This is a genomic window from Chelatococcus daeguensis, from assembly GCF_001887265.1.
Lineage (GTDB): Bacteria > Pseudomonadota > Alphaproteobacteria > Rhizobiales > Beijerinckiaceae > Chelatococcus_A > Chelatococcus_A sambhunathii.
The window spans coordinates 905615-924031 of record NZ_CP018095.1 but is presented as its reverse complement, the minus strand read 5'-3'; the positions used below and the strand labels follow the sequence as shown (position 1 = coordinate 924031).

Sequence of the window (18417 nt, the reverse complement as noted above, 5' to 3'; positions counted from 1 at the left end):
CTTCACAAGCCCGTCACACGGTTTATAGACTATCTCTGCTGACGGATTCGCACGTCACGTGCGAGCCCCCAACCAGCGGAGGCCCCCGTGACGGTGCACGTGCCTCACACGACGGTGTCGCCGGACGCCTGTCCGGCCCTGGTGCTCAATGCCGATTACCGGCCCTTGAGCTACTACCCTCTTTCGCTCTGGGGCTGGCAGGACACGATCAAGGCGGTCTTCCTCGAGCGGGTCAACATCCTCTCGCACTATGACCGAACAGTTCGAAGTCCCAGCTTCGAGATGCGCCTGCCTTCGGTTGTTTGCCTCAAGACCTACGTCAAACCGTCACGACACCCCGCCTTCACCCGGTTCAACGTTTTCCTGCGCGATCGTTTCACCTGCCAGTATTGCGGCTCCCGCGAAGACCTCACGTTCGACCATCTGATTCCCCGGTCGAAGGGCGGGCAAACCACCTGGGACAACGTCGTCACCGCCTGCTCCCCCTGCAACCTGCGCAAGAGCGATCGCCTGCCCGAGGATGTCGGGATGTGGCCCGACCAGTTGCCTTATGCCCCGAGCGTGCAGGACCTGCACCACAACGGCCGACAGTTCCCGCCCAACTACCTGCACGACAGCTGGCTCGACTACCTCTACTGGGATACCGAACTCGAGCCCTGATCAGCCGCGCGTCAGCGCCGCTTTCGCACCGAGAGCCGCCACCGCCGCAATGGCCAGCGAGATCAGCACGTTCCAGCCTGCCAGCGACAACCCCAGGAAACGCCAGGCCGCCTCCGTGCAACTGACGACGCGTGTGCCTTGGAGGCTCTGCAGAAAGTCACCGACCGCCGCGGGGTTCGCTCCACCCGTGCCGGCGCAGTCGCTCGGCCCCAGCCACCACCCCCATTCGACGCCCGCATGATAGGCCCCGAGGCCAGCACTGACCAGGAAGACGCCAGCGAGCAGCAGCAGGCCAACGCCACTTGCCCGCTCGAGCGCCGGCCGTGGCGGCAGGACGGCGAGACCGAAGGCGACGGGCATGGCCACGTAGTAGGGGTTGCGTTGCATGAGGCAGAGCGGGCACGGCCGAAGGCCGAAGCCATGTTCGAAAACGAGGGCGCCCCCGATCGTCGCAACCGCGGCGAGAAGGATGGCCAGCGCGACGCGACGCGGGCTCGCCAAAAACTCGGCCAGAGCGTTCATTCGCCTCGTCCTCCATCGGCGCCGTCCAGGACGCCTTCATTCTTGCACGCGGCGCAGATGGCCACAGGTTCAATCGGGTTGCATCTCACGATCGGCTGAAGCAACCATCGTCAGAAGAGAAGAACCGCTGCGGCAAAGCCACCGACGATGCCCACGATGACGATGGACGCCACCAGTGTCAGGTGCTCGTCGAGCAGGCGCCGGATGGGGCCGCCGAAGCGGTGCATCACCCCGGCAACGAGATAGAAGCGGGCGCCGCGCGTCACGATGGACAGGAGCACGAACCAGAAGAGATCGTAGCCGGCGAAGCCCGAAGTGATAGTGACAAGCTTGTACGGGATTGGCGTCAGGCCCTTCAGCAGGATGACCCAGTGCCCATATTCCGCATAGGCGCTGCGGAAGCTCTCCACCTTGTCGCCATACCCGTAGAGCTGGATGAGCCACAGCCCCAGCGAATCGTAAAGCAAGGCCCCGATCGCATAACCGAGGAGCCCGCCGACCACCGAGGTGACCGTGCAGACCATGGCGTAGAACCAGGCCCGGTCCGGCCGCGCAAGCGCCATCGGTACCAGGACGACGTCCGGCGGCACAGGAAAGAACGAGCTCTCCGAAAAGGAAACCGCACCAAGGGCCCAGGTGGCACGGGGCCTGCCGGCGAGTGAGAGCGTCCAGTCATAGAGGCGTCGGAACATCGGCTTCGCTTACCGGGCGGGCGGGCGCTTGTCCATCGGCCAACGAGCCGCACCGGCACAAGCCCATGTCGAATTCTCGTGGCAATTCTCTCTGCTGCATTGACCGGCGTTGCGCCGCCGTTATGATCCGCCGCGCTCCGGCTCAAGCTGGTGGGCATGTGCGGGCGTGGCGGAATTGGTAGACGCAGCGGACTCAAAATCCGCCGTCCTTACGGATATGTCGGTTCGAGTCCGACCGCCCGCACCATCGCCTCGACGGCCATTTCTACTGGTGGGCTAGCGAAGAGCGTGCCGTTGCACGCCTGAGCTGGCGCACCTCGCCTATCGCCCGGCCCTAGCCTATCAGGCCCTCGGCTTGCGCGGCCTGCGGGCAGCCATGCCATCCGCCGGATGCTTCCGTGGTTCGCGCTTCTTCAGGGTGTCGCTCTCCGCCGGCAGCTTCGCCGCACCCTTGCTCAGCCTATCGATATCCAGCACCGCCGGCTTGACCCATGAGCGGGAAAGGCCTGTGGTGGACCAGAATCCGCCTCCCCGATCCTCTTGCAAAGCAGTCGATCCGGATTACGCGCGCAATCTCGGCGGCTTTGCCGACCTTTGCCGACGAACTCTCCGAAGATGGATTTTCCCGGCCGTCCCGCCTTGGCAGGTCGCGCTGCCACTCGATATAGTCCATCGGATATATCGAAGCGACGTATTCATGACTGCTCATGCTTGGACACGGCGGCCCCTTCTCGCGCTTGGCCTTGTGGCCGGGGCGATGATCGCAGGCCTTGCGATTCCGACGACCGGGGCCGCGGCCCAGCAGGCGCCGGCGCCCGTCATTGCCGCCGCTGCCGATCTCAAATTCGCCGTCACCGAGATTGCCGCAGCCTTCAAGGCCGACACCGGCAAGGAGGTGAAACTCTCCTTCGGCTCGACCGGCAATTTCGCCACCCAGATTCGCGAGGGCGCTCCATTCCAGCTGTTCATGGCCGCCGACGAGAAATTCATCCGCGATCTTCACAAAGATGGCTTCACTAGGGACGAGGGTGACCTCTATGCCGAAGGCCGCATCGTGCTGATGGTGCCGCACGGCTCGTTGTTGAAGCCAGACGCGGCCATGGACGATCTCGCGGCACAACTGGCGGCAGGCCGAATCACTCGCTTCGCCATTGCAAATCCGGAACATGCCCCCTATGGCCTGCGCGCCGAAGAAGCGCTTAAGCATCGCGGCCTGTGGGAGAAGGTGAGACCGCATCTCGTTCTCGGCGAAAACGTGAGCCAGGCGGCGCAATTCGCCCTCTCGGGCAATGCAGAAGGCGGCATCATCGCCTATTCGCTGGCGCTAGCCCCGGAGGTGCGTTCGCAGGGCACATTCGCGCTGATCCCGCATGACTGGCACGAGCCGCTGCTGCAGCGCATGGCGCTCCTGAAGAGCGCCGGTCCCGTCGCCGAGCAATTCTATGCCTACCTCAAGACATCCAAGGCGCGTGACATCATGAAATCCTTCGGCTTCGTGCTGCCGGACGAGGGCTGATCCTTGGACTGGACTGCCCTGTTCCTGTCGCTGCGGCTCGCCGGGTGGACCGTCGCGATCCTGTTGCCCGTGTCCATCGTGACCGGGCGCTGGCTCGCCTACCGGCAGTTCCGCGCCAAGGGACTGGTCGAGGCGGTGGTCATGCTGCCGCTTGTGCTGCCACCGACGGTCTTCGGCTTCTACCTGCTCATGGCCTTCGGACGAAACTCACCCATCGGCGCCTTCTGGCAGGCGAGCTTCGGCCATCAACTGGTGTTCACCTTCGAGGGGCTTCTGGTGGCCTCGGTGATCTTCAACCTGTCATTTGCCATCCAGCCAGCGCAACGTGGCTTCGAGGCGGTTCCCGTCGATGTGCGTGAGGCGGCCGCCTGCTGCGGCATGTCGCCGATGCGCAGCCTGTTGCGTGTCGAGCTGCCGCTGGCCTGGCCCGGTGTGCTGACGGCCATGGTCCTGACCTTCGCACATACCTTGGGCGAATTCGGCATCATCCTGATGATGGGCGGCTCAATCCCGGGCGAGACGAAGACGATCGCGATCGCGATCTACGATCGTGTGCAGGGCTTCGACATGGCCGGCGCCGGCATCATGTCGGCCACGCTGGTGGCGATCTCGCTTTTCACCATCGCAGCAACCTACATGCTCTCGGCACGGGTAGGACGGAGGCTGTCCTGATGGCGCTTGAGGTGATGGCCAAGGCGCAAGCCCCCATTCCGCTCGACGCATCCTTCCGCGCGGAACCCGGCGAGTTGCTCGCGCTGGTCGGTCACTCCGGTTCGGGCAAGACCACGCTGCTGCGGACCATCGCCGGGCTCTGGCGGCCGGAGATGGCGCGGGTCACAGTGGACGGCGAGGTATGGCTCGACACGGCCGCCGGCGTGAACCTGCCGCCGCACCGGCGGCATGTGGGCGTCGTGTTCCAGAACTATGCGCTGTTTCCGCATATGACGGCGGCGCAGAACGTGATCGCGGCGATGGACCGGAGCGCGCCGGACCCGCGGACCGAGGCCGAGCGCCTTCTGGCCCTCGTCAACCTGCCGGGTTTCGCCGACCGCAAGCCCGCCCAGCTTTCGGGAGGGCAGCAGCAGCGCGTCGCGGTGGCGCGCGCGCTTGCCCGCCGCCCCCAGGCCCTTCTGCTCGACGAGCCGTTCTCAGCGGTGGACCGCGCCACGCGCGAGCGGCTCTACGATGAGATTGTCGCTCTGCGCGCGCACCTCAGAATGCCGGTGGTGCTTGTCACCCATGACGTTAACGAGGCCCAGTTGCTGGCCGACCGCGTGGCGGTGATCGAAAAAGGGCGTGCCGTGCGCGAAGGCACCACGGCCGAGGTGATGGCCGATCCCGAAGCCTTGCGCGCCATGGGCATTCGCGAGATCGCGGCAATGTTGCCGGCGATCATTGTCGAACACGCAGACGACGGGCTGACCCGGCTCGACGCCGCCGCGGGTCCCCTGTTCCTGCCCACCATCGATGGGCCGGTTGGCACGCGGGTGCGCGTGCGGATCATGGCGCATGACGTCATTCTTGCTCGCAAGCGGCCCGACGGGCTTTCCGCGCAGAACATCCTTGCCGGAAAAGTCGCCGGCATCGTAACCGGCACCGGGCCGGGCGTGATCGTTCATGTCCAGGTGGGCGAGGATGAGATTCTCGCTCGCATCACCCGCCGGGCGGCCGACCAGCTACGCCTCCAGCCGGGTGATGCGGTCCATGCCATCGTCAAGTCAATGTCGGTCGCCCGCGATCACGTCGCCCGCGCACCCATGCGCAGCGAACCAGCGCAATGATGCGGAACGTCCGCTCTGCGAAGGCTGTCGGCTGGGGCGCGGTCATCGGAACCCTCGGCGGGCTGATCGGCCTTGGCGGGGCGGAGTTTCGACTGCCGGTGCTTATCGGGCTTTTTCGCTTTCCTGCGCTCGAGGCGGTCATCCTCAACAAGGCGATGAGCCTCGTGGTCGTGGCGTCGGCCCTGCCATTCCGCGCTGGCACGGTGCCCTTCGGCGCCATCGCCGATCACTGGTCTGTCGTCGTCAATCTCCTGTCCGGCAGTCTGCTGGGCGCCTGGTTCGGAGCAGGTTGGGCCACGCGGATGCAAGCCCGTGCGCTCTATCGCGTGATCGCGCTGCTGCTGCTCGGCATCGCGGCCGTGCTGCTCTTCGGGCACGACGCGGACGGGGCCGGCGTCCCGCTGACGAGCGGGATCGCGCAGACTATGGCCGGCGTCGCCGCGGGATTCGTTATCGGCGTGGTCGCTTCCCTCCTCGGCGTCGCCGGCGGCGAGTTGCTTATCCCTACACTGGTTCTGCTGTTCGGCTTCGACATCAAGCTTTCCGGCAGCCTGTCGCTCGCGGTCAGTCTGCCGACCATGATCGTGGGTTTTGCTCGCTACAGTCGCGACGACAGCTTCGCGGTGCTCGGCCGCAATCGCCGCTTTGTCCTCCTCATGGCGGCGGGCTCGATCGCCGGCTCCTTCATCGGCGGCCAATTGCTCGGCATCGTGCCGGGCGCGGTGCTGCTCCCGGCGCTCGCCGCGATCCTGCTGGTCTCGGCGGTCAAAGTCTGGCGGCATCGCTAGCCCAGCGCGGTCTGGCCGCACAGCCAGCGTCACTCACATTGTGACGATTGATTTGTGACGGCCGTTACATTAAATGTGGGCGATGGTATCATTCACTTGGCTCCTCCTCACGTACAAGGTCCCGCCCGAACCCGCCTCCAGGCGCGTGGCGCTCTGGCGCCGATTGAAGGGTATGGGCGCCGTCTATCTGCAGAACGGCGTCTGTCTGCTGCCGAAGACCGACGATCATGTTCGACGGCTGAAGATGCTCGAAAACGACATCGCGGAGGCCAAGGGCGAAAGCGTGATCCTGGAGACCATCGCGCTAGACAAGGCACAGGAAGGCAAGGTCATCGCACGGTTCAAGGCGGACCGGGACGAAGCCTATGCGGAATTCATCGACAAGTGCGACGACTTCGAGCGCGAGGTCGCCAAAGAGGTCGACGCGAGCCACTTCACCTATGCCGAACTGGAAGAGAACGACGTCGACCTGAAGAAGCTCAGGGGCTGGCTCGCCAGGATCAGGAAACTCGACTTCTACGGCGCCGCGCGCGCGGCCGAGGCGGAGCAGCGCCTGAAGGGCTGCGAGGCGGTGCTCGACGACTATGCCCGGCGCGTCTTCGACGCCCATGACGAGAATCGATGAGGGGTGCGGCGATGACACAGAAGGCGGAGACGATCGCCGCGACACCCGAGAACGGCCCGCGCAACTGGCTCAACCGGACCGTGGCCGGCGCGGGCCTCACCAGCGCGCTCGGCGACTTCTGCTACGAGACGACGACGGTCATCCTGCCGGGCTTTCTTGCCGTTCTCGGCGTACCGGCGGCGGCACTTGGCCTCATCGAAGGCATTGCCGATGCCGTAGCGAGCTTCACCAAAATGGTCGCGGGTTACATTGCCGACAAGTTCGGCCGTCGCAAGCTGCTTGTGCTCGTCGGCTATGGCCTGACGCCACTCGGCCAGGCGCTGATCGCGCTTGCTGTGGGCTGGCCGCTGATTCTGCTCGGGCGCATCGTGTCCTGGTTCGGCAAGGGCCTGCGCGGCCCCTTGCGCGACGCCATCGTCGCCCAGTCGATCACGCCGGATACGCGCGGACGGGCCTTCGGCTTCCATCGTGCGATGGATACGATCGGCGCGGTCGCCGGGCCGCTGCTCGGGGTCGCCTTGCTCGGCTGGGCGCAGCATCTTCCGTGGGAGACGGCCTCCGGCCCCTTCCGCCTGGTGTTCTGGCTGACGCTCATCCCCGGCGTCCTCGCGGTGCTGGCGTTTCTGATTCTCGTGCGTGACCCCGAGCAGTCGCCGAACCCGGCGCTGAAGTTCTTCTCGACGTTGCGAGGTCTGCCGGCCCGCTTCAAGCGGTACCTCGTCGCCGTTGGCATTTTCGGGATGGGTGATTTCTCACACAGTCTGCTCATTCTGGCAGCGACCCAGTTGCTGACCCCTGCGATGGGCGTTATCGACGCTGCCCAGGCCGCAGGCCTGCTCTATGTCTGGCGCAATGTGGTCCAGGTCGCCACGTCCTACCCGATCGGGATGTTGGCGGATCGCTTTGGCCAGCGCGGCGTGCTGATCGCGGGCTATGGCCTTGGTGTCCTGACCGCGGCGCTCACCGCGTTGGTCTTCGCGACGGGCGCGGGGACCGTCGTTCTGCTTGCCGGGATTTTTTTCGTCGCGGGCCTCTATGTCGCCGTCCAGGAGGCGCTCGAACCGACCGTGACGGCCGAGATGGTCAGCCAGGATACGCTCGCGACGAGCTACGGGGCGCTCGGCACGGTCAACGGTGCCGCGAAATTCGTCTCCAGCGCAGCCGTCGGCGTGTTGTGGACCGCCGTATCCCCCAGCGTCAGCTTCGCTGTTGCGGCTATCCTGATGGCCGCGGGCGCCCTCGCCCTGGTGCGTGTTCGATAGGGGGCGCGCCGCTCGCGCTCGGTGCGTGCCGAGACAATCAACGGCGCGCGAACGTCGCCGCGACGTTGCATGTACTGATCGATCACGTGCAGCGCTTGCGGTAACAGGTCATCAGCGCAGGGGCAGCACGTGGGTGTGCTTGACCTGTTCCAGCGCGAAGCTCGACTCGATGGAGGCAACCCCGTCGAGGCGCGTCAGCTTCTCCTTGAGGAAGCGCTCGTAGGCCGGCAGATCGGCGCAGACCACGCGCATCAGGTAATCGCGCTGGCCGGTCATGAGGTAGCATTCCATCACCTCGGGCCAGCGGGACACGGTGGCGGCGAAACGGTCGAGCTCCTCCTCGCGCTGGCGCTCGAGCTTGATGGAGATGAAGACGCTCACCGGCAGGTCGACCGCCGCCTGGTCGACCACCGCCACATAGCCCCGGATGACGCCGGCCTCCTCGAGCAGGCGCACGCGGCGCAGGCAGGGCGAGGTGGTGAGGCCGACCCGCTCCGCCAGCGCCTGGATGGTCGTGCGCCCGTCCGCCTGCAGGGCGGCGAGGATGCGCCGATCGATGTCATCGAGAACGACGTGGCGTTTTCTCATCGCAGGAACTGGGGCTTCTCTCTATAATTGCCATGATTTGAACGTGCGCTGGCAAATTTGGCAAGTTATGCCACGTTGCGCGCCCTAGCTTAACCCTGTCGCGGCCGCGGCCGCCCAGAACGACAGAGGGACTGCCCATGACGGACGAGCGCCTCGCCCATATCTCCGCGCTGGAGAGGAAGGTGCTGTGGCTGGCCACCTGGACCATCCACAATGCCAACCACCTGCGGAACAACGAGGACGGGCTCAAGATCGGCGGGCATCAGGCCTCCTCGGCCTCGCTCGCCACCATCATGACGGCGCTCTACTTCTCTGCGCTGCGGCCGCAGGACCGGGTCGCGGTGAAGCCGCACGCAAGCCCCATCTTCCATGCTATCCAGTATCTCCTCGGCCATCAGAGCAAGGAGAAGCTCGCGGATTTTCGCGCCTACAGGGGTGCCCAGTCCTATCCTTCGCGCACGAAGGACGTCGACGATGTCGATTTCTCCACGGGCTCGGTCGGGCTCGGCGTGGCGCAGACGTTGTTCGCCTCGCTGGTGCAGGATTACGTCAAGGCGCACGGCTGGGCGAAGGACTGGCCGGAGGGGCGCATGGTCGCCCTCATCGGCGATGCCGAGATGGACGAGGGCAACATTTTCGAGGCCTTGCTCGAGGGCTGGAAGCAGGGCCTCCGTAACTGCTGGTGGATCATCGACTACAACCGCCAGAGCCTCGATGCCGTCATCCGCGAGGGGCTGTTCTCCCGTTTCGAGGCCCTGTTCTCGGCCTTCGGCTGGGAGGTGGTGACGCTGAAATACGGCTCGCTGCTGGAGGAGGCCTTTCGCGAGCAGGGCGGCGAGGCGCTGCGGCGCTGGATCGACACCTGCCCCAACCAGCTCTATTCGGCGCTGACCTTCCAGGGCGGCGCGGCCTGGCGCAAGCGCCTCCTCGACGACATCGGCGACCAGGGGCCGGTCACCGCCCTCATTGAGCGGCGCAGCGACGAGGCGCTGGCACGGCTGATGACGAACCTCGCCGGCCATGACCTGCCCTCGCTCATCACCGCCTTCGAGGCGGCAAAGGCGCACGACAAGCCGGTCGTCTTCATCGCCTATACGATCAAGGGCTTCGGCCTGCCGCTCGCCGGCCACAAGGACAACCATTCAGGACTGATGACGCCGGCCCAGATGGAAGACTTCCGCAAGGCGATGAACATCCGCCCGGGGCACGAGTGGGACAAGTTCGAGGGCCTCGGCGTCGATGCGCGCAAGCTGCAGGCGTTCCTCGACGCCGTGCCGTTCAATGCCCGCGGGGCGCGGCGGCTCACCGCTCCGCGCGTGCCCGTGCCAGCCGAGCTGCCGGCGCCGAAGCAGGCGGAGATGTCGACGCAGCAGGGCTTCGGCCTCGTGCTCAACGAGCTCGCCCGCTCGGACACGGCGCTCGCCGAGCGCATCGTCACCACGTCCCCGGACGTGACGGTGTCGACCAATCTCGGGCCATGGGTCAACCGGCGCGGGCTCTTCGCGCGCGAGGCGATGGCCGACACCTTCCGGCAGGAGCGCATTCCCTCGACCTTCAACTGGGAGTTCTCGCCCAAGGGCCAGCACATGGAGCTTGGCATCGCCGAGATGAACCTGTTCATCATGCTCTCGGCGTTGGGTCTCTCGCACAGCCTCTTCGGCGAGCGGCTGCTGCCCATCGGCACGCTCTACGACCCCTTCATCGCCCGCGGGCTCGATGCGCTGAACTATGCCTGCTACCAGGATGCACGCTTCCTCCTCACGGCGACGCCTTCGGGAATCACGCTGGCGCCGGAGGGCGGTGCGCACCAGTCGATCGCGACACCGCTCATCGGCATGGCGCAGGACGGGCTCGCGGCCTTCGAGCCCGCCTTCGTCGACGAGCTCTCCGTCATCATGCGCTTTGCCTTCGACTACATGCAGCGCAGCGGCGAAGCCGCGGACGAGGACGGCTCTGCCGCCCGCTCATGGCTGCGCGACGAGACCGGCGGCTCGGTGTATCTGCGCCTGTCGACGCGGCCTCTCGCCCAGCCGCAGCGCACGATGAGCGCGGACCTCGCCCGCGACATCATCGACGGCGCCTACTGGCTGCGCGAGCCAGGGCCGAATTCGGAGATCGTCGTCGCCTATGCCGGCGCCATCGCGCCCGAAGCCATCGCCGCGGTGGGCCTGATGGCGGAGGACCGGCGCGACGTTGGCCTGCTCGCCGTCACCTCGGCCGACCGGCTCAATGCCGGCTGGACGGCGGCGAGCCGGGCCCGGGAGCGCGGCCTCGTGCACGCGCGGAGCCGCGTCGAGCGGCTGTTCGCAAAACTGCCGCCCCACTGCGGCATCGTCACCGTGCTCGACGGCCATCCAGCGACGCTCGCTTGGCTCGGCGCCGTCGGCGGCCATCGCACCCGCTCGCTCGGGGTGGAGCACTTCGGCCAGACGGGCAGCCTCGCCGATCTCTACCGGCACTACGGCATCGACACGCAGTCCATTGTCGCCGCGGCCGAGACACTGGCACCCGGCCGGCCGATCCGGCACCTTAGGGCACTTGGCTGAAAGGAAGGAACCCGCAGGTCGATGCGACCTCCGGGTTCTCGAACGACACAGATGGTATACCGGCCTTTCGGCCACGCGCATCAGTAGCCGCGGCCGCCACCCAGCACGTCGCCGCCGAAGCGATCATCACGCGGCAGCGGCGTTTGCATCAGCTGATCCTCGACATATTTCGGCGTGCCGGACGGGATGTCTCCATCCACGCCCGAGCGTGACGTATTGCAAGCGGCGAGCGTGAGGGCAAAGCCCGCAGCAGCGAGCGCCACAACGAAGCGCGGCATGGAACCTCCTTGAGTCTCAGGTGGCGCCATTCGACATGAGCGACCTGCTGGGCGCAAGCAAGAAGAGGCAGGCCGCACAACTTCGCCACAGCCATAAGGCTTTGCTGCAACACTTCAGAAGCCGACCTGATCGCCGCCCTTGAGATCGAGGATCTGACGCGCCTCGTCCGGTGTCGCGATCTCAAGGCCGAGGCCCTCGACGATCTGGCGGGCAAGGCGCACCTGTTCGGCGTTCGATCGAGCGAGCCTGCCGGGCCCGGCCCAGAGGGAATCCTCGAGCCCCACGCGCACGTTGCCACCCATGGCAGCGGCCATGGCGGCGATCGGCAGCTGATTGCGACCAGCGCCGAGCACTGACCACTGGTATTTGTCGCCGAACAGCCTGTCGGCCGTACGCTTCATGTGCTGCACGTCCTCCGGATGGGCGCCGATGCCACCGAGAAGACCAAAGACGGTCTGCACGAAGAGCGGCGGCTTGACGAGGCCGGCGTCGAGGAAATGCGCCAGATTATAGAGATGGGCCGTGTCGTAGCACTCGAACTCGAAGCGCGTGCCGGCGTCCGACAGCGTGCGCAGGACATATTCGATGTCCTGGAATGTGTTGCGGAAGACGATGTCCTTGTTGCCGAGGTGTTTCTCCTCCCAGTCGTGCCTGAAGTCCTTGAAGCGCTTCAGCATGCCGAAGAGGCCGAAGTTCATGGAGCCCATGTTGAGCGAGGCGACCTCGGGCTTCCACGTCGCAGCCGGCTTCACGCGCTCCTCGACGGTCATGTAGGGCGCGCCGCCGGTCGTGAGGTTCACGACACAGTCGGAGCGCTGCTTGATGATCTTGAGAAAGGGCTCGAAGGCCTCGGCCGACTGGTCGGGCTGGCCTGTTTCAGGGTTGCGGGCGTGCAGGTGAACGATAGCAGCCCCCGCCTCGGCGGCGCTGATGGCGGCGTCCGCGATCTCCTCCGGCGTCACCGGCAGGGCGGGCGACATGGAGGGCGTGTGGATGGCGCCGGTGACGGCGCAGGTGATGATGACTTTGCGGGCCATAGTGGACACTCCGACTGGTCGGGAGGAAGGGATCAGGGATCGCCGGGCTGGCTCTTCTTGTGGGCGGCAAGCGCGGCGAGGCGCCGGTTGCGCCATTCGCTGCGCGCGGCGATGCAGGACGGATCACCCGAGCCTTGCCAGGCGGCGAGGATCTTCTCGACGTTTTCCGGGTTGTAGACCTCCGGGCGGGCGGGGTCGGCTGCAAGACGCTTGTAGAAACCGGTGTAACGCGCGCAGTAATCGGCCATGCCACCGGGAGCATTCAATTCGATGGTCTCGAACGGGCCGATGAAGGACCAGCGCAGGCCGAGCCCGTCCTTGACCGTATGGTCGAGGTCCTGCGGCGAGACATAGCCCTCCTCGACGAGGCGGAACGCCTCCGCCAGCAACGCCCCCTGCAGGCGGTTGAGGATGAAGCCGTCGATCTCCTTGCGGACGGTGATCGGCACCTGGCCGACAGCCTCGTAGATGGCGCTGGCACGTGCCATCGTCTCGGGCGCCGTCCAGGGCGCGCCGCACAATTCCACCACCGGCACGAGATGCGGCGGATTGACGGGATGGGCGACGAGACAGCGCGCCCGACCTGGCAGATCCTCGGTAAAGAGCGAGGCGACGATGGCCGAGGTCGAGGAGGCGAGCATGGCATCCGGCCGTGCCAAGCGGTCGAGATCGGCATAGATGGCGCGCTTGGCTTCCACCTTCTCCGGCCCGTTCTCCTGCACGATGTCCGCTTCGCTCACCGCCTCGGCAAGAGAAGCGGCGACGCGTGCCCGGGCGGCGACGGCTGCTGCGTCATCGACGAGCCCGTGGCGGGCAAGCTCCTCACATTCACGGGCGATGAGCGCCGGCGCCTCGGCGAGGGTCGGCCGGTGCGGATCCCACAGGCGCACGTCCCAGCCGGCCCGGGCGAAAACGATGGCCCAGGCCCGGCCGATGAGACCTGCTCCGACGATGGCGGCGGTCGACATGTCTTCCCAGTCTCCTCAATCGTTACAGCCACAGCACCTTGCGGCGCAGGTCGAGGTCCTCGCGCAGCGCCTTGGACGGGCCGGCGTGGATGACCTCGCCGCGCTCCAGCGCCACCGTCTGGTCGGACAGGGCAAGCGCGAGATCGAGGTGATGGTCGACGATGATGATCGCGACTTCCCTGCGCAGACGATCGAAGCTCTCGAAGAGCTGCTCGACAACCGCCGGAGCGAGGCCCTCGAAGGGTTCGTCGAGCAGAAGCACGCGCACGTCGCCCGACAGCGCCCGCGCCACCGCCACCATCTGCTGCTCGCCGCCGGAGAGGTAGTCCGCCGGCGTGCCGAGTCGCTCGCGGATGCGCGGGAAATAGTCGTAGATGCGCTCGAGATCCCAGTGGATGCCGTTGCCGGTGCGGCGCTTGAGGCGGCCGAGCTCGAGGTTCTCAGCCACCGTCATGCCGGCGAAGAGCCCCCGCCCCTGTGGCACGTAGCCCATGCCGAGGCGCGCCACCTCCGCCGAAGGGCGGCCGACGAGTTCCTCACCCGCAAGTCTGATGGAGCCGCGCGCCGCCGGAGCGATGCCGACGAGGGACTTCAGCAGCGTCGACTTGCCGGCGCCGTTGCGGCCGAGCAGCGCCACGATCTCGTTCTGGTGCACCGTGAAACCGACGCCGTTCAGGATATGGCTCTTGCCATAATAGGTGTGGACGTCGTCGAGCGTCAGGATCGGCTCAGGGCGCGCCGCCGTCTCGCGCGGCCTCGCCGCCACATGGGCGGCGCCGGAGCCGATGTAGACCTCCTGCACCTTCGGGCTCGAACGCGCGTCCTCCACCGTGCCGTCGAGCAGCACGCGCCCGTCGTTCATCACCGTCACATGGTCGGCGAGCTTGAAGACGCGGTCGATGTCGTGCTCGACGAGCAGCACTGGCACGTCCGCCGATAGACGCTTGATGATGTTGCCGATGCGCTCGCGCTCGGCCGCGGCGAGGCCGGCGAGCGGCTCGTCGAGGAGCAGCATGCGCGGGCGCGTCGCGAGCGCCAGCCCCATGTCGAGCAGGCGCTGGCCACCGTAGGAGAGCGAGCCGGCCTCGGCACGCTCGATGCCGGCGACGCCGAGATAGCGCACGACCTCGGTCGTCTCGCCGTTGATCTCGGCGATGGCGCGCGCCTCCCGGAAGACGTCGAAGCGTTCGGGATGGCGCGCCTGAACCGCGAGGCGGATGTTCTCCTCGACGCTGAGCGCCGGGAAGAGATTGGTGATCTGGAACGAGCGGCCGATGCCGGCCCGGCAGATGGCCTCCGGCGCCATGCCGGCGATGGAGCGGCCGGCGAGCGTGATCGTGCCCTCGTCCGGCACGTACATGCCGGACAGGAGGTTGAAGGCCGTCGTCTTGCCGGCGCCGTTGGGGCCAATGAGGGCGTGCAGGGTGCGGTCCTCGACGGCGATGTCGAAGCCCTGAACGGCCTTGATGCCGCCGAAATGCTTGACGACGCCGCGTGCCTCAAGGAGCGCGCTGTTGAAATGCTCGGCCGGTTTGAGGAAATCCGGCAGCGGCAGGTTCTCCACCTTGCGTGCCGCCATGGCGGCAGCCTCCTCCGTCTTCTTGCGGAAGGGCGCGAGAAGGCGCTTGCCGATGCCGACGAGGCCGGTGGGGGAGAAGACGATGAAGGCGACGAAGAGAAGGCCGAACCAGAACAGCCAGTTCTCGGTATAGATCGACAGGAACTCGCGGAAGAGGATGAAGAACAACGCCCCGAGCGCCGGCCCGAGGAAACTGCGCATGCCGCCGATGACGACCATGGCGAGCAGTTCGCCCGAGAAGGCGACCGAAATCGGCTCTGCCGAGGTCATCCGGTTCTTGTAGAGCAGCAGCATGCCGGCAAGGCCGGTGATGACGGCCGAGGCGACGAAGGCGACGAGCTTGTAGCGGTTCGTCGCATAGCCGAGGAAGCGTGCGCGCTGCTCGTTCTCGCGGATGGCGACGAGGACGGTGCCGACGGGCGAGTTGTGGAAACGCCACAGCAGCACGACGACGAGGAAGCCGACGGCGGCGACAAACCAGTACCAGGCGGTGGAGCTCTCGAAATCGATGCCGAACCATTGCGGCCGCGTGATGCCGCCAAGGCCGTTCTCGCCGCCGGTCACCTCCGTCCAGCGGAAGGCGACGACATGGAGCATGGCGGCGAGCGCCAGGGTCATCAGCGAGAAATAGACGCCGCGCCGGCGCAGGATGAGATAGCCGAACACCGTCGAGACGACGAGGACGGCGCCGAGGCCAAGGAGGACGGGCGCCACGAACGAGCCCGGGAAGAGCTCGCGCTGGGCAATGCCGGCGACATAGGCCGCCATGCCGAACCAGGCGCCATGGCCGAAGGAGATGAGCCCGGTGTGGCCGGCGAGGATGTTGAGCGCCATGCAGGCGATGGCGAAGATGACGACCTCGGCCGCCGAGGTCATGGTGAGGCCGAGCGCGAGCAGCACGGACGGCAGGACGATGAGCCCGACGGCCGCGATGGCGAGCGAGGAATATTTCTGCATTGTGCTGCGCCTCACTCGAAGCGGGTGATGCGCTCGCCGAACAGGCCGCGCGGCCTGAACAGGAGGACGAGGAACATGAGGAGGTAGATGGCGGCCGTGGAGCCGGCCGAATAGCCGACCGCCACCATCAGCCCCTTGACGAGGCCGACGAGCACCGCCGCGACGACGACACCCCAGAAGGAGCCGAGCCCGCCGATGACGACGACGACGAAGGCCGGCGTGATGATCTCCGCGCCCATGGCGGGATGGACGGAATAGATCGGCGCGAGCAGCACGCCGGCAAGGCCCGCAAGGCCGATGCCGAGCGCGGCGACGGCCGACATGTAGGGCTGCAGCGAGATACCGAGCGCGCCGACCATGTCCGGGTTCTGCACGCCGGCCCGCACCACGCGGCCGAAGGCTGTCTTCTGCAGGAGGAACCAGAGCCCGGCGATACAGGCCACCGCGACGACGAGCAGCATCGAGCGGTAGTAGGAATAGATGAAGTCGCCGATGAACACCTGCCCGCGCAGGGCCGGCGGGATGGAATAGGATAAAGGCGGAGCGCCGAAGATCATGCGCAGCGCCTGCTCGGCAACCATGGCGAGGCCGAAGGTGAGCAACAGCGAATAGATGGGATCCGTCCGGTAGAAGCGGGTGAACAGGACGCGCTCGATGAGGACGCCGAGCAGCGCCACCGCAACCGGCGAGACGACGAAGGAACCGCCGAAGCCGATGTAAGGCGACAGGACGATCGTGAGGTAGGCACCGATGGCATAGAAGGCGCCGTGCGCCAGGTTGACGATGCCGCCGAGCGAGAAGATCAGCGACAGGCCGAGCGCGATGAGAAGGTAGTACACACCGTCGAGCAGGCCGTTGAGCACCTGCTGCAGGAAGAGCGTGAAGGTCACGAGGTCATGCTCCGGCGGTCGTTAACGGCTGGGCGGCGGGGCGTGTCATACCCTGAACTCTCTATCGGCATTGGCGTCCCGGCGGCCCTGATCCTCCCCCTCAGGGGGGTGGCGCTGCAAAGCAGCGACGGAGGGGGCCACCCGCGGACACCGCAAGCGATATCCCGGCCATAACCCCACCCGTCTCGGTCCTTCGGACCGATCCACCCTCCCCTAAAGGGAGGGATCATCGCGCCACCACGTTTAACCAGCCCACGGCGAGGCGGTTGCGCTCCTCCTCATGCCGGGAAGGTGCAGGCGTTCTCCTCGCGCGTCGCGGCGATGGCGTCGAGCGGCTCGTCGGGGCCAGGGACAGGGCCGGACGAGGTGAAGATGTCCCACTCATTCTCGATCTTGTCCGCCGGCAGGGCCGTCACGGCGTACATCTCGTGCATGAGCTGGTGGTCGAAATCGCGGAAATAGCCCTCGCGCGTCTTCAGCACGTCGAACTTGGCGCCCTTCTCCCAATGCTCGACGAGTTGCAGCGATTCCGTCGATTTCAGCTCGTTCATCGACTGGGCGATGATCTTGAGCGCGATGTAGTCGCCCCAGGCCTGGTTCTCCGGCGGCTTGCCGTATTTCTTGACGAAGGCCTCGGTGAAGGCCTTCGAGCCGGGCGTCTCGAGGAGATGGTGCCAGACCACCGGCCAGGTGCCGACGAAATTGCCCTTGCCGGCGGCCCAGGCAAGCGCCGTGTCGAAGCCGAAGCCGCCGATCGGGAAGGTGAGGCCGAACTCGGCATATTGCTTGAGGAAGTTGGTGATCTGCGCGCCGGCGAGATTCAGCACCACGAGGTCGGGGTTCGCCGAGCGGATCTTGATGAGATAGGCGGAGAAGTCGGTGGCGTCCGTCGGCACGAGGTCGTCGCCCGCGAATTCGCCGCCGTTCGCCTGCATGAAGCGCTTGGCGACCGAGAGCAGGTCGTGGCCGAAGGCATAGTCGGCGGTGAGCGAATACCACTTCTTGCCCTTGACGAGCCCCTCCTGCATGAACGAGCGGCCGACCGATTTCACATACATGGAATTCTGCGATTCCACATGGAACATGAAACGCTTGCAGTCCTTGCCGCGCAACGCGTCCGAATTGCCGCCGGTGTTGACGAAGAGCGTCTTCGTGCGCTGGGCGACCTGGGCGATGGTAAGGCAGGAGGCCGAGGAGATCTCGCCCACGATGCACGTCACCTTGTCGCGCTCCACCATACGCTCGGCCTTGGTCGAAGCCGTCTGGGGATTGACCGAATCCTCCTTCAGGATTTCGACCTTGCGGCCGAGGATGCCGCCTGCGGCGTTGATCTCCTCCACCGCCAGGTCGGCCGCCATGACGGCATATTCACCGAGCGGCCCGAGGAAGCCCGTGCGCGGGGTGAGATGGCCGAAGCGGATGACGTCGGATTGGGCACGCACAATAGCCGGCATGCCGAGCCCGGCGACGAGCGCAGTGCCGGCCGCTCCCTTCAGCAGACCGCGACGGGACAGATGATCCTTAACTGTCATGACCTCCCCCTTGGGCTTTGGCCGCTTCTGGCGGCGTGGTTTTCCATCCCCTCGACCGACGGCAGACGTCGATCGTCCTCAGTCACTTGGGCCGGAGCCCCGCAGGCGTCGCATCTCTGAGCGGACGCGTTCTGCGCTTGCCGTGATCTGTGATCACAGTTAGATTTTCCTATCTCTCGGCTGATGTCGAGTCCT

17 protein-coding genes and 1 tRNA gene are annotated in these 18417 nt (G+C 66.2%); 9 read left to right on the top strand and 9 right to left on the bottom strand.

Going from position 1 to position 18417, the window contains the following annotated elements:
* The first annotated feature begins 87 nt into the window (after positions 1–87).
* Complete coding sequence (locus tag BOQ54_RS04320; protein WP_082464910.1) at positions 88–660, top strand: HNH endonuclease; 573 nt, start codon at positions 88–90, stop codon at positions 658–660.
* On the opposite strand, the gene BOQ54_RS04315 is transcribed toward BOQ54_RS04320, so the two are convergent.
* Both BOQ54_RS04315 and BOQ54_RS04310 read right to left on the bottom strand, forming a co-directional pair.
* On the bottom strand, positions 661–1182 hold the full coding sequence (locus BOQ54_RS04315) for a disulfide bond formation protein B (protein WP_055460890.1): 522 nt from the start codon (positions 1180–1182) through the stop codon (positions 661–663).
* Positions 1183–1292: 110 nt separating this feature from the next.
* Positions 1293–1874, bottom strand: coding sequence for a YqaA family protein (locus BOQ54_RS04310; RefSeq protein WP_055460891.1), 582 nt, complete (start codon positions 1872–1874; stop codon positions 1293–1295).
* 160 nt (positions 1875–2034) lie between these two features.
* On the opposite strand from BOQ54_RS04310, the gene BOQ54_RS04305 reads away from it, so the two are divergent.
* The 7 genes from BOQ54_RS04305 to BOQ54_RS04275 all read left to right on the top strand — a co-directional run bounded on the left by BOQ54_RS04305 (position 2035) and on the right by BOQ54_RS04275 (position 7846).
* A tRNA-Leu gene (locus BOQ54_RS04305) sits at positions 2035–2121 on the top strand.
* Positions 2122–2229: 108 nt separating this feature from the next.
* On the top strand, positions 2230–3390 hold the full coding sequence (modA, locus tag BOQ54_RS04300; protein WP_245316291.1) for a molybdate ABC transporter substrate-binding protein: 1161 nt from the start codon (positions 2230–2232) through the stop codon (positions 3388–3390).
* 3 nt (positions 3391–3393) lie between these two features.
* Positions 3394–4062: a molybdate ABC transporter permease subunit gene (gene modB, locus BOQ54_RS04295; protein WP_055460893.1), complete on the top strand. Its 669-nt coding sequence runs from the start codon at positions 3394–3396 to the stop codon at positions 4060–4062.
* On the top strand, positions 4062–5171 hold the full coding sequence (gene modC / locus BOQ54_RS04290) for a molybdenum ABC transporter ATP-binding protein (protein WP_071923337.1): 1110 nt from the start codon (positions 4062–4064) through the stop codon (positions 5169–5171). Before modB ends, modC begins: the two co-directional genes overlap by 1 nt.
* Complete coding sequence (locus BOQ54_RS04285) at positions 5168–5959, top strand: sulfite exporter TauE/SafE family protein (protein WP_063187711.1); 792 nt, start codon at positions 5168–5170, stop codon at positions 5957–5959. Before modC ends, BOQ54_RS04285 begins: the two co-directional genes overlap by 4 nt.
* A gap of 73 nt (positions 5960–6032) precedes the next feature.
* Positions 6033–6584, top strand: coding sequence for a Chromate resistance protein ChrB (locus tag BOQ54_RS04280; RefSeq protein ID WP_346348322.1), 552 nt, complete (start codon positions 6033–6035; stop codon positions 6582–6584).
* Between the two features lie 80 nt (positions 6585–6664).
* On the top strand, positions 6665–7846 hold the full coding sequence (locus BOQ54_RS04275; protein ID WP_198300604.1) for an MFS transporter: 1182 nt from the start codon (positions 6665–6667) through the stop codon (positions 7844–7846).
* A gap of 111 nt (positions 7847–7957) precedes the next feature.
* On the opposite strand, the gene BOQ54_RS04270 is transcribed toward BOQ54_RS04275, so the two are convergent.
* A complete protein-coding gene (locus tag BOQ54_RS04270) occupies positions 7958–8434 on the bottom strand; it encodes an Lrp/AsnC family transcriptional regulator (RefSeq protein WP_063187719.1) in 477 nt (158 codons plus the stop codon).
* Between the two features lie 137 nt (positions 8435–8571).
* Here BOQ54_RS04270 and BOQ54_RS04265 point away from each other — a divergent pair, with 137 nt between their 5' ends.
* Complete coding sequence (locus tag BOQ54_RS04265; protein ID WP_071923336.1) at positions 8572–10980, top strand: transketolase; 2409 nt, start codon at positions 8572–8574, stop codon at positions 10978–10980.
* Positions 10981–11060: 80 nt separating this feature from the next.
* On the opposite strand, the gene BOQ54_RS04260 is transcribed toward BOQ54_RS04265, so the two are convergent.
* The 6 genes from BOQ54_RS04260 to BOQ54_RS04235 form a co-directional block, all read right to left on the bottom strand.
* Positions 11061–11258, bottom strand: a complete 198-nt coding sequence (locus tag BOQ54_RS04260) for a hypothetical protein (protein ID WP_055460898.1) — start codon at positions 11256–11258, stop codon at positions 11061–11063.
* Positions 11259–11372: 114 nt separating this feature from the next.
* A complete protein-coding gene (locus BOQ54_RS04255) occupies positions 11373–12296 on the bottom strand; it encodes a 3-keto-5-aminohexanoate cleavage protein (RefSeq protein ID WP_063187724.1) in 924 nt (307 codons plus the stop codon).
* A 32-nt stretch (positions 12297–12328) separates the two neighbouring features.
* Positions 12329–13264 carry a 3-hydroxyacyl-CoA dehydrogenase gene (locus BOQ54_RS04250; protein WP_071923335.1) on the bottom strand — a complete coding sequence of 312 codons (936 nt, stop codon included), beginning with the start codon at positions 13262–13264 and terminating at the stop codon, positions 12329–12331.
* 22 nt (positions 13265–13286) lie between these two features.
* Positions 13287–15800 carry a branched-chain amino acid ABC transporter ATP-binding protein/permease gene (locus BOQ54_RS04245; RefSeq protein WP_071923334.1) on the bottom strand — a complete coding sequence of 838 codons (2514 nt, stop codon included), beginning with the start codon at positions 15798–15800 and terminating at the stop codon, positions 13287–13289.
* 11 nt (positions 15801–15811) lie between these two features.
* Positions 15812–16690: a branched-chain amino acid ABC transporter permease gene (locus BOQ54_RS04240; protein ID WP_019402226.1), complete on the bottom strand. Its 879-nt coding sequence runs from the start codon at positions 16688–16690 to the stop codon at positions 15812–15814.
* Between the two features lie 278 nt (positions 16691–16968).
* Entirely contained in the window at positions 16969–18222 is a 1254-nt protein-coding gene (locus tag BOQ54_RS04235) for an ABC transporter substrate-binding protein (protein ID WP_071923333.1), read from the bottom strand.
* Positions 18223–18417: the final 195 nt, after the last annotated feature.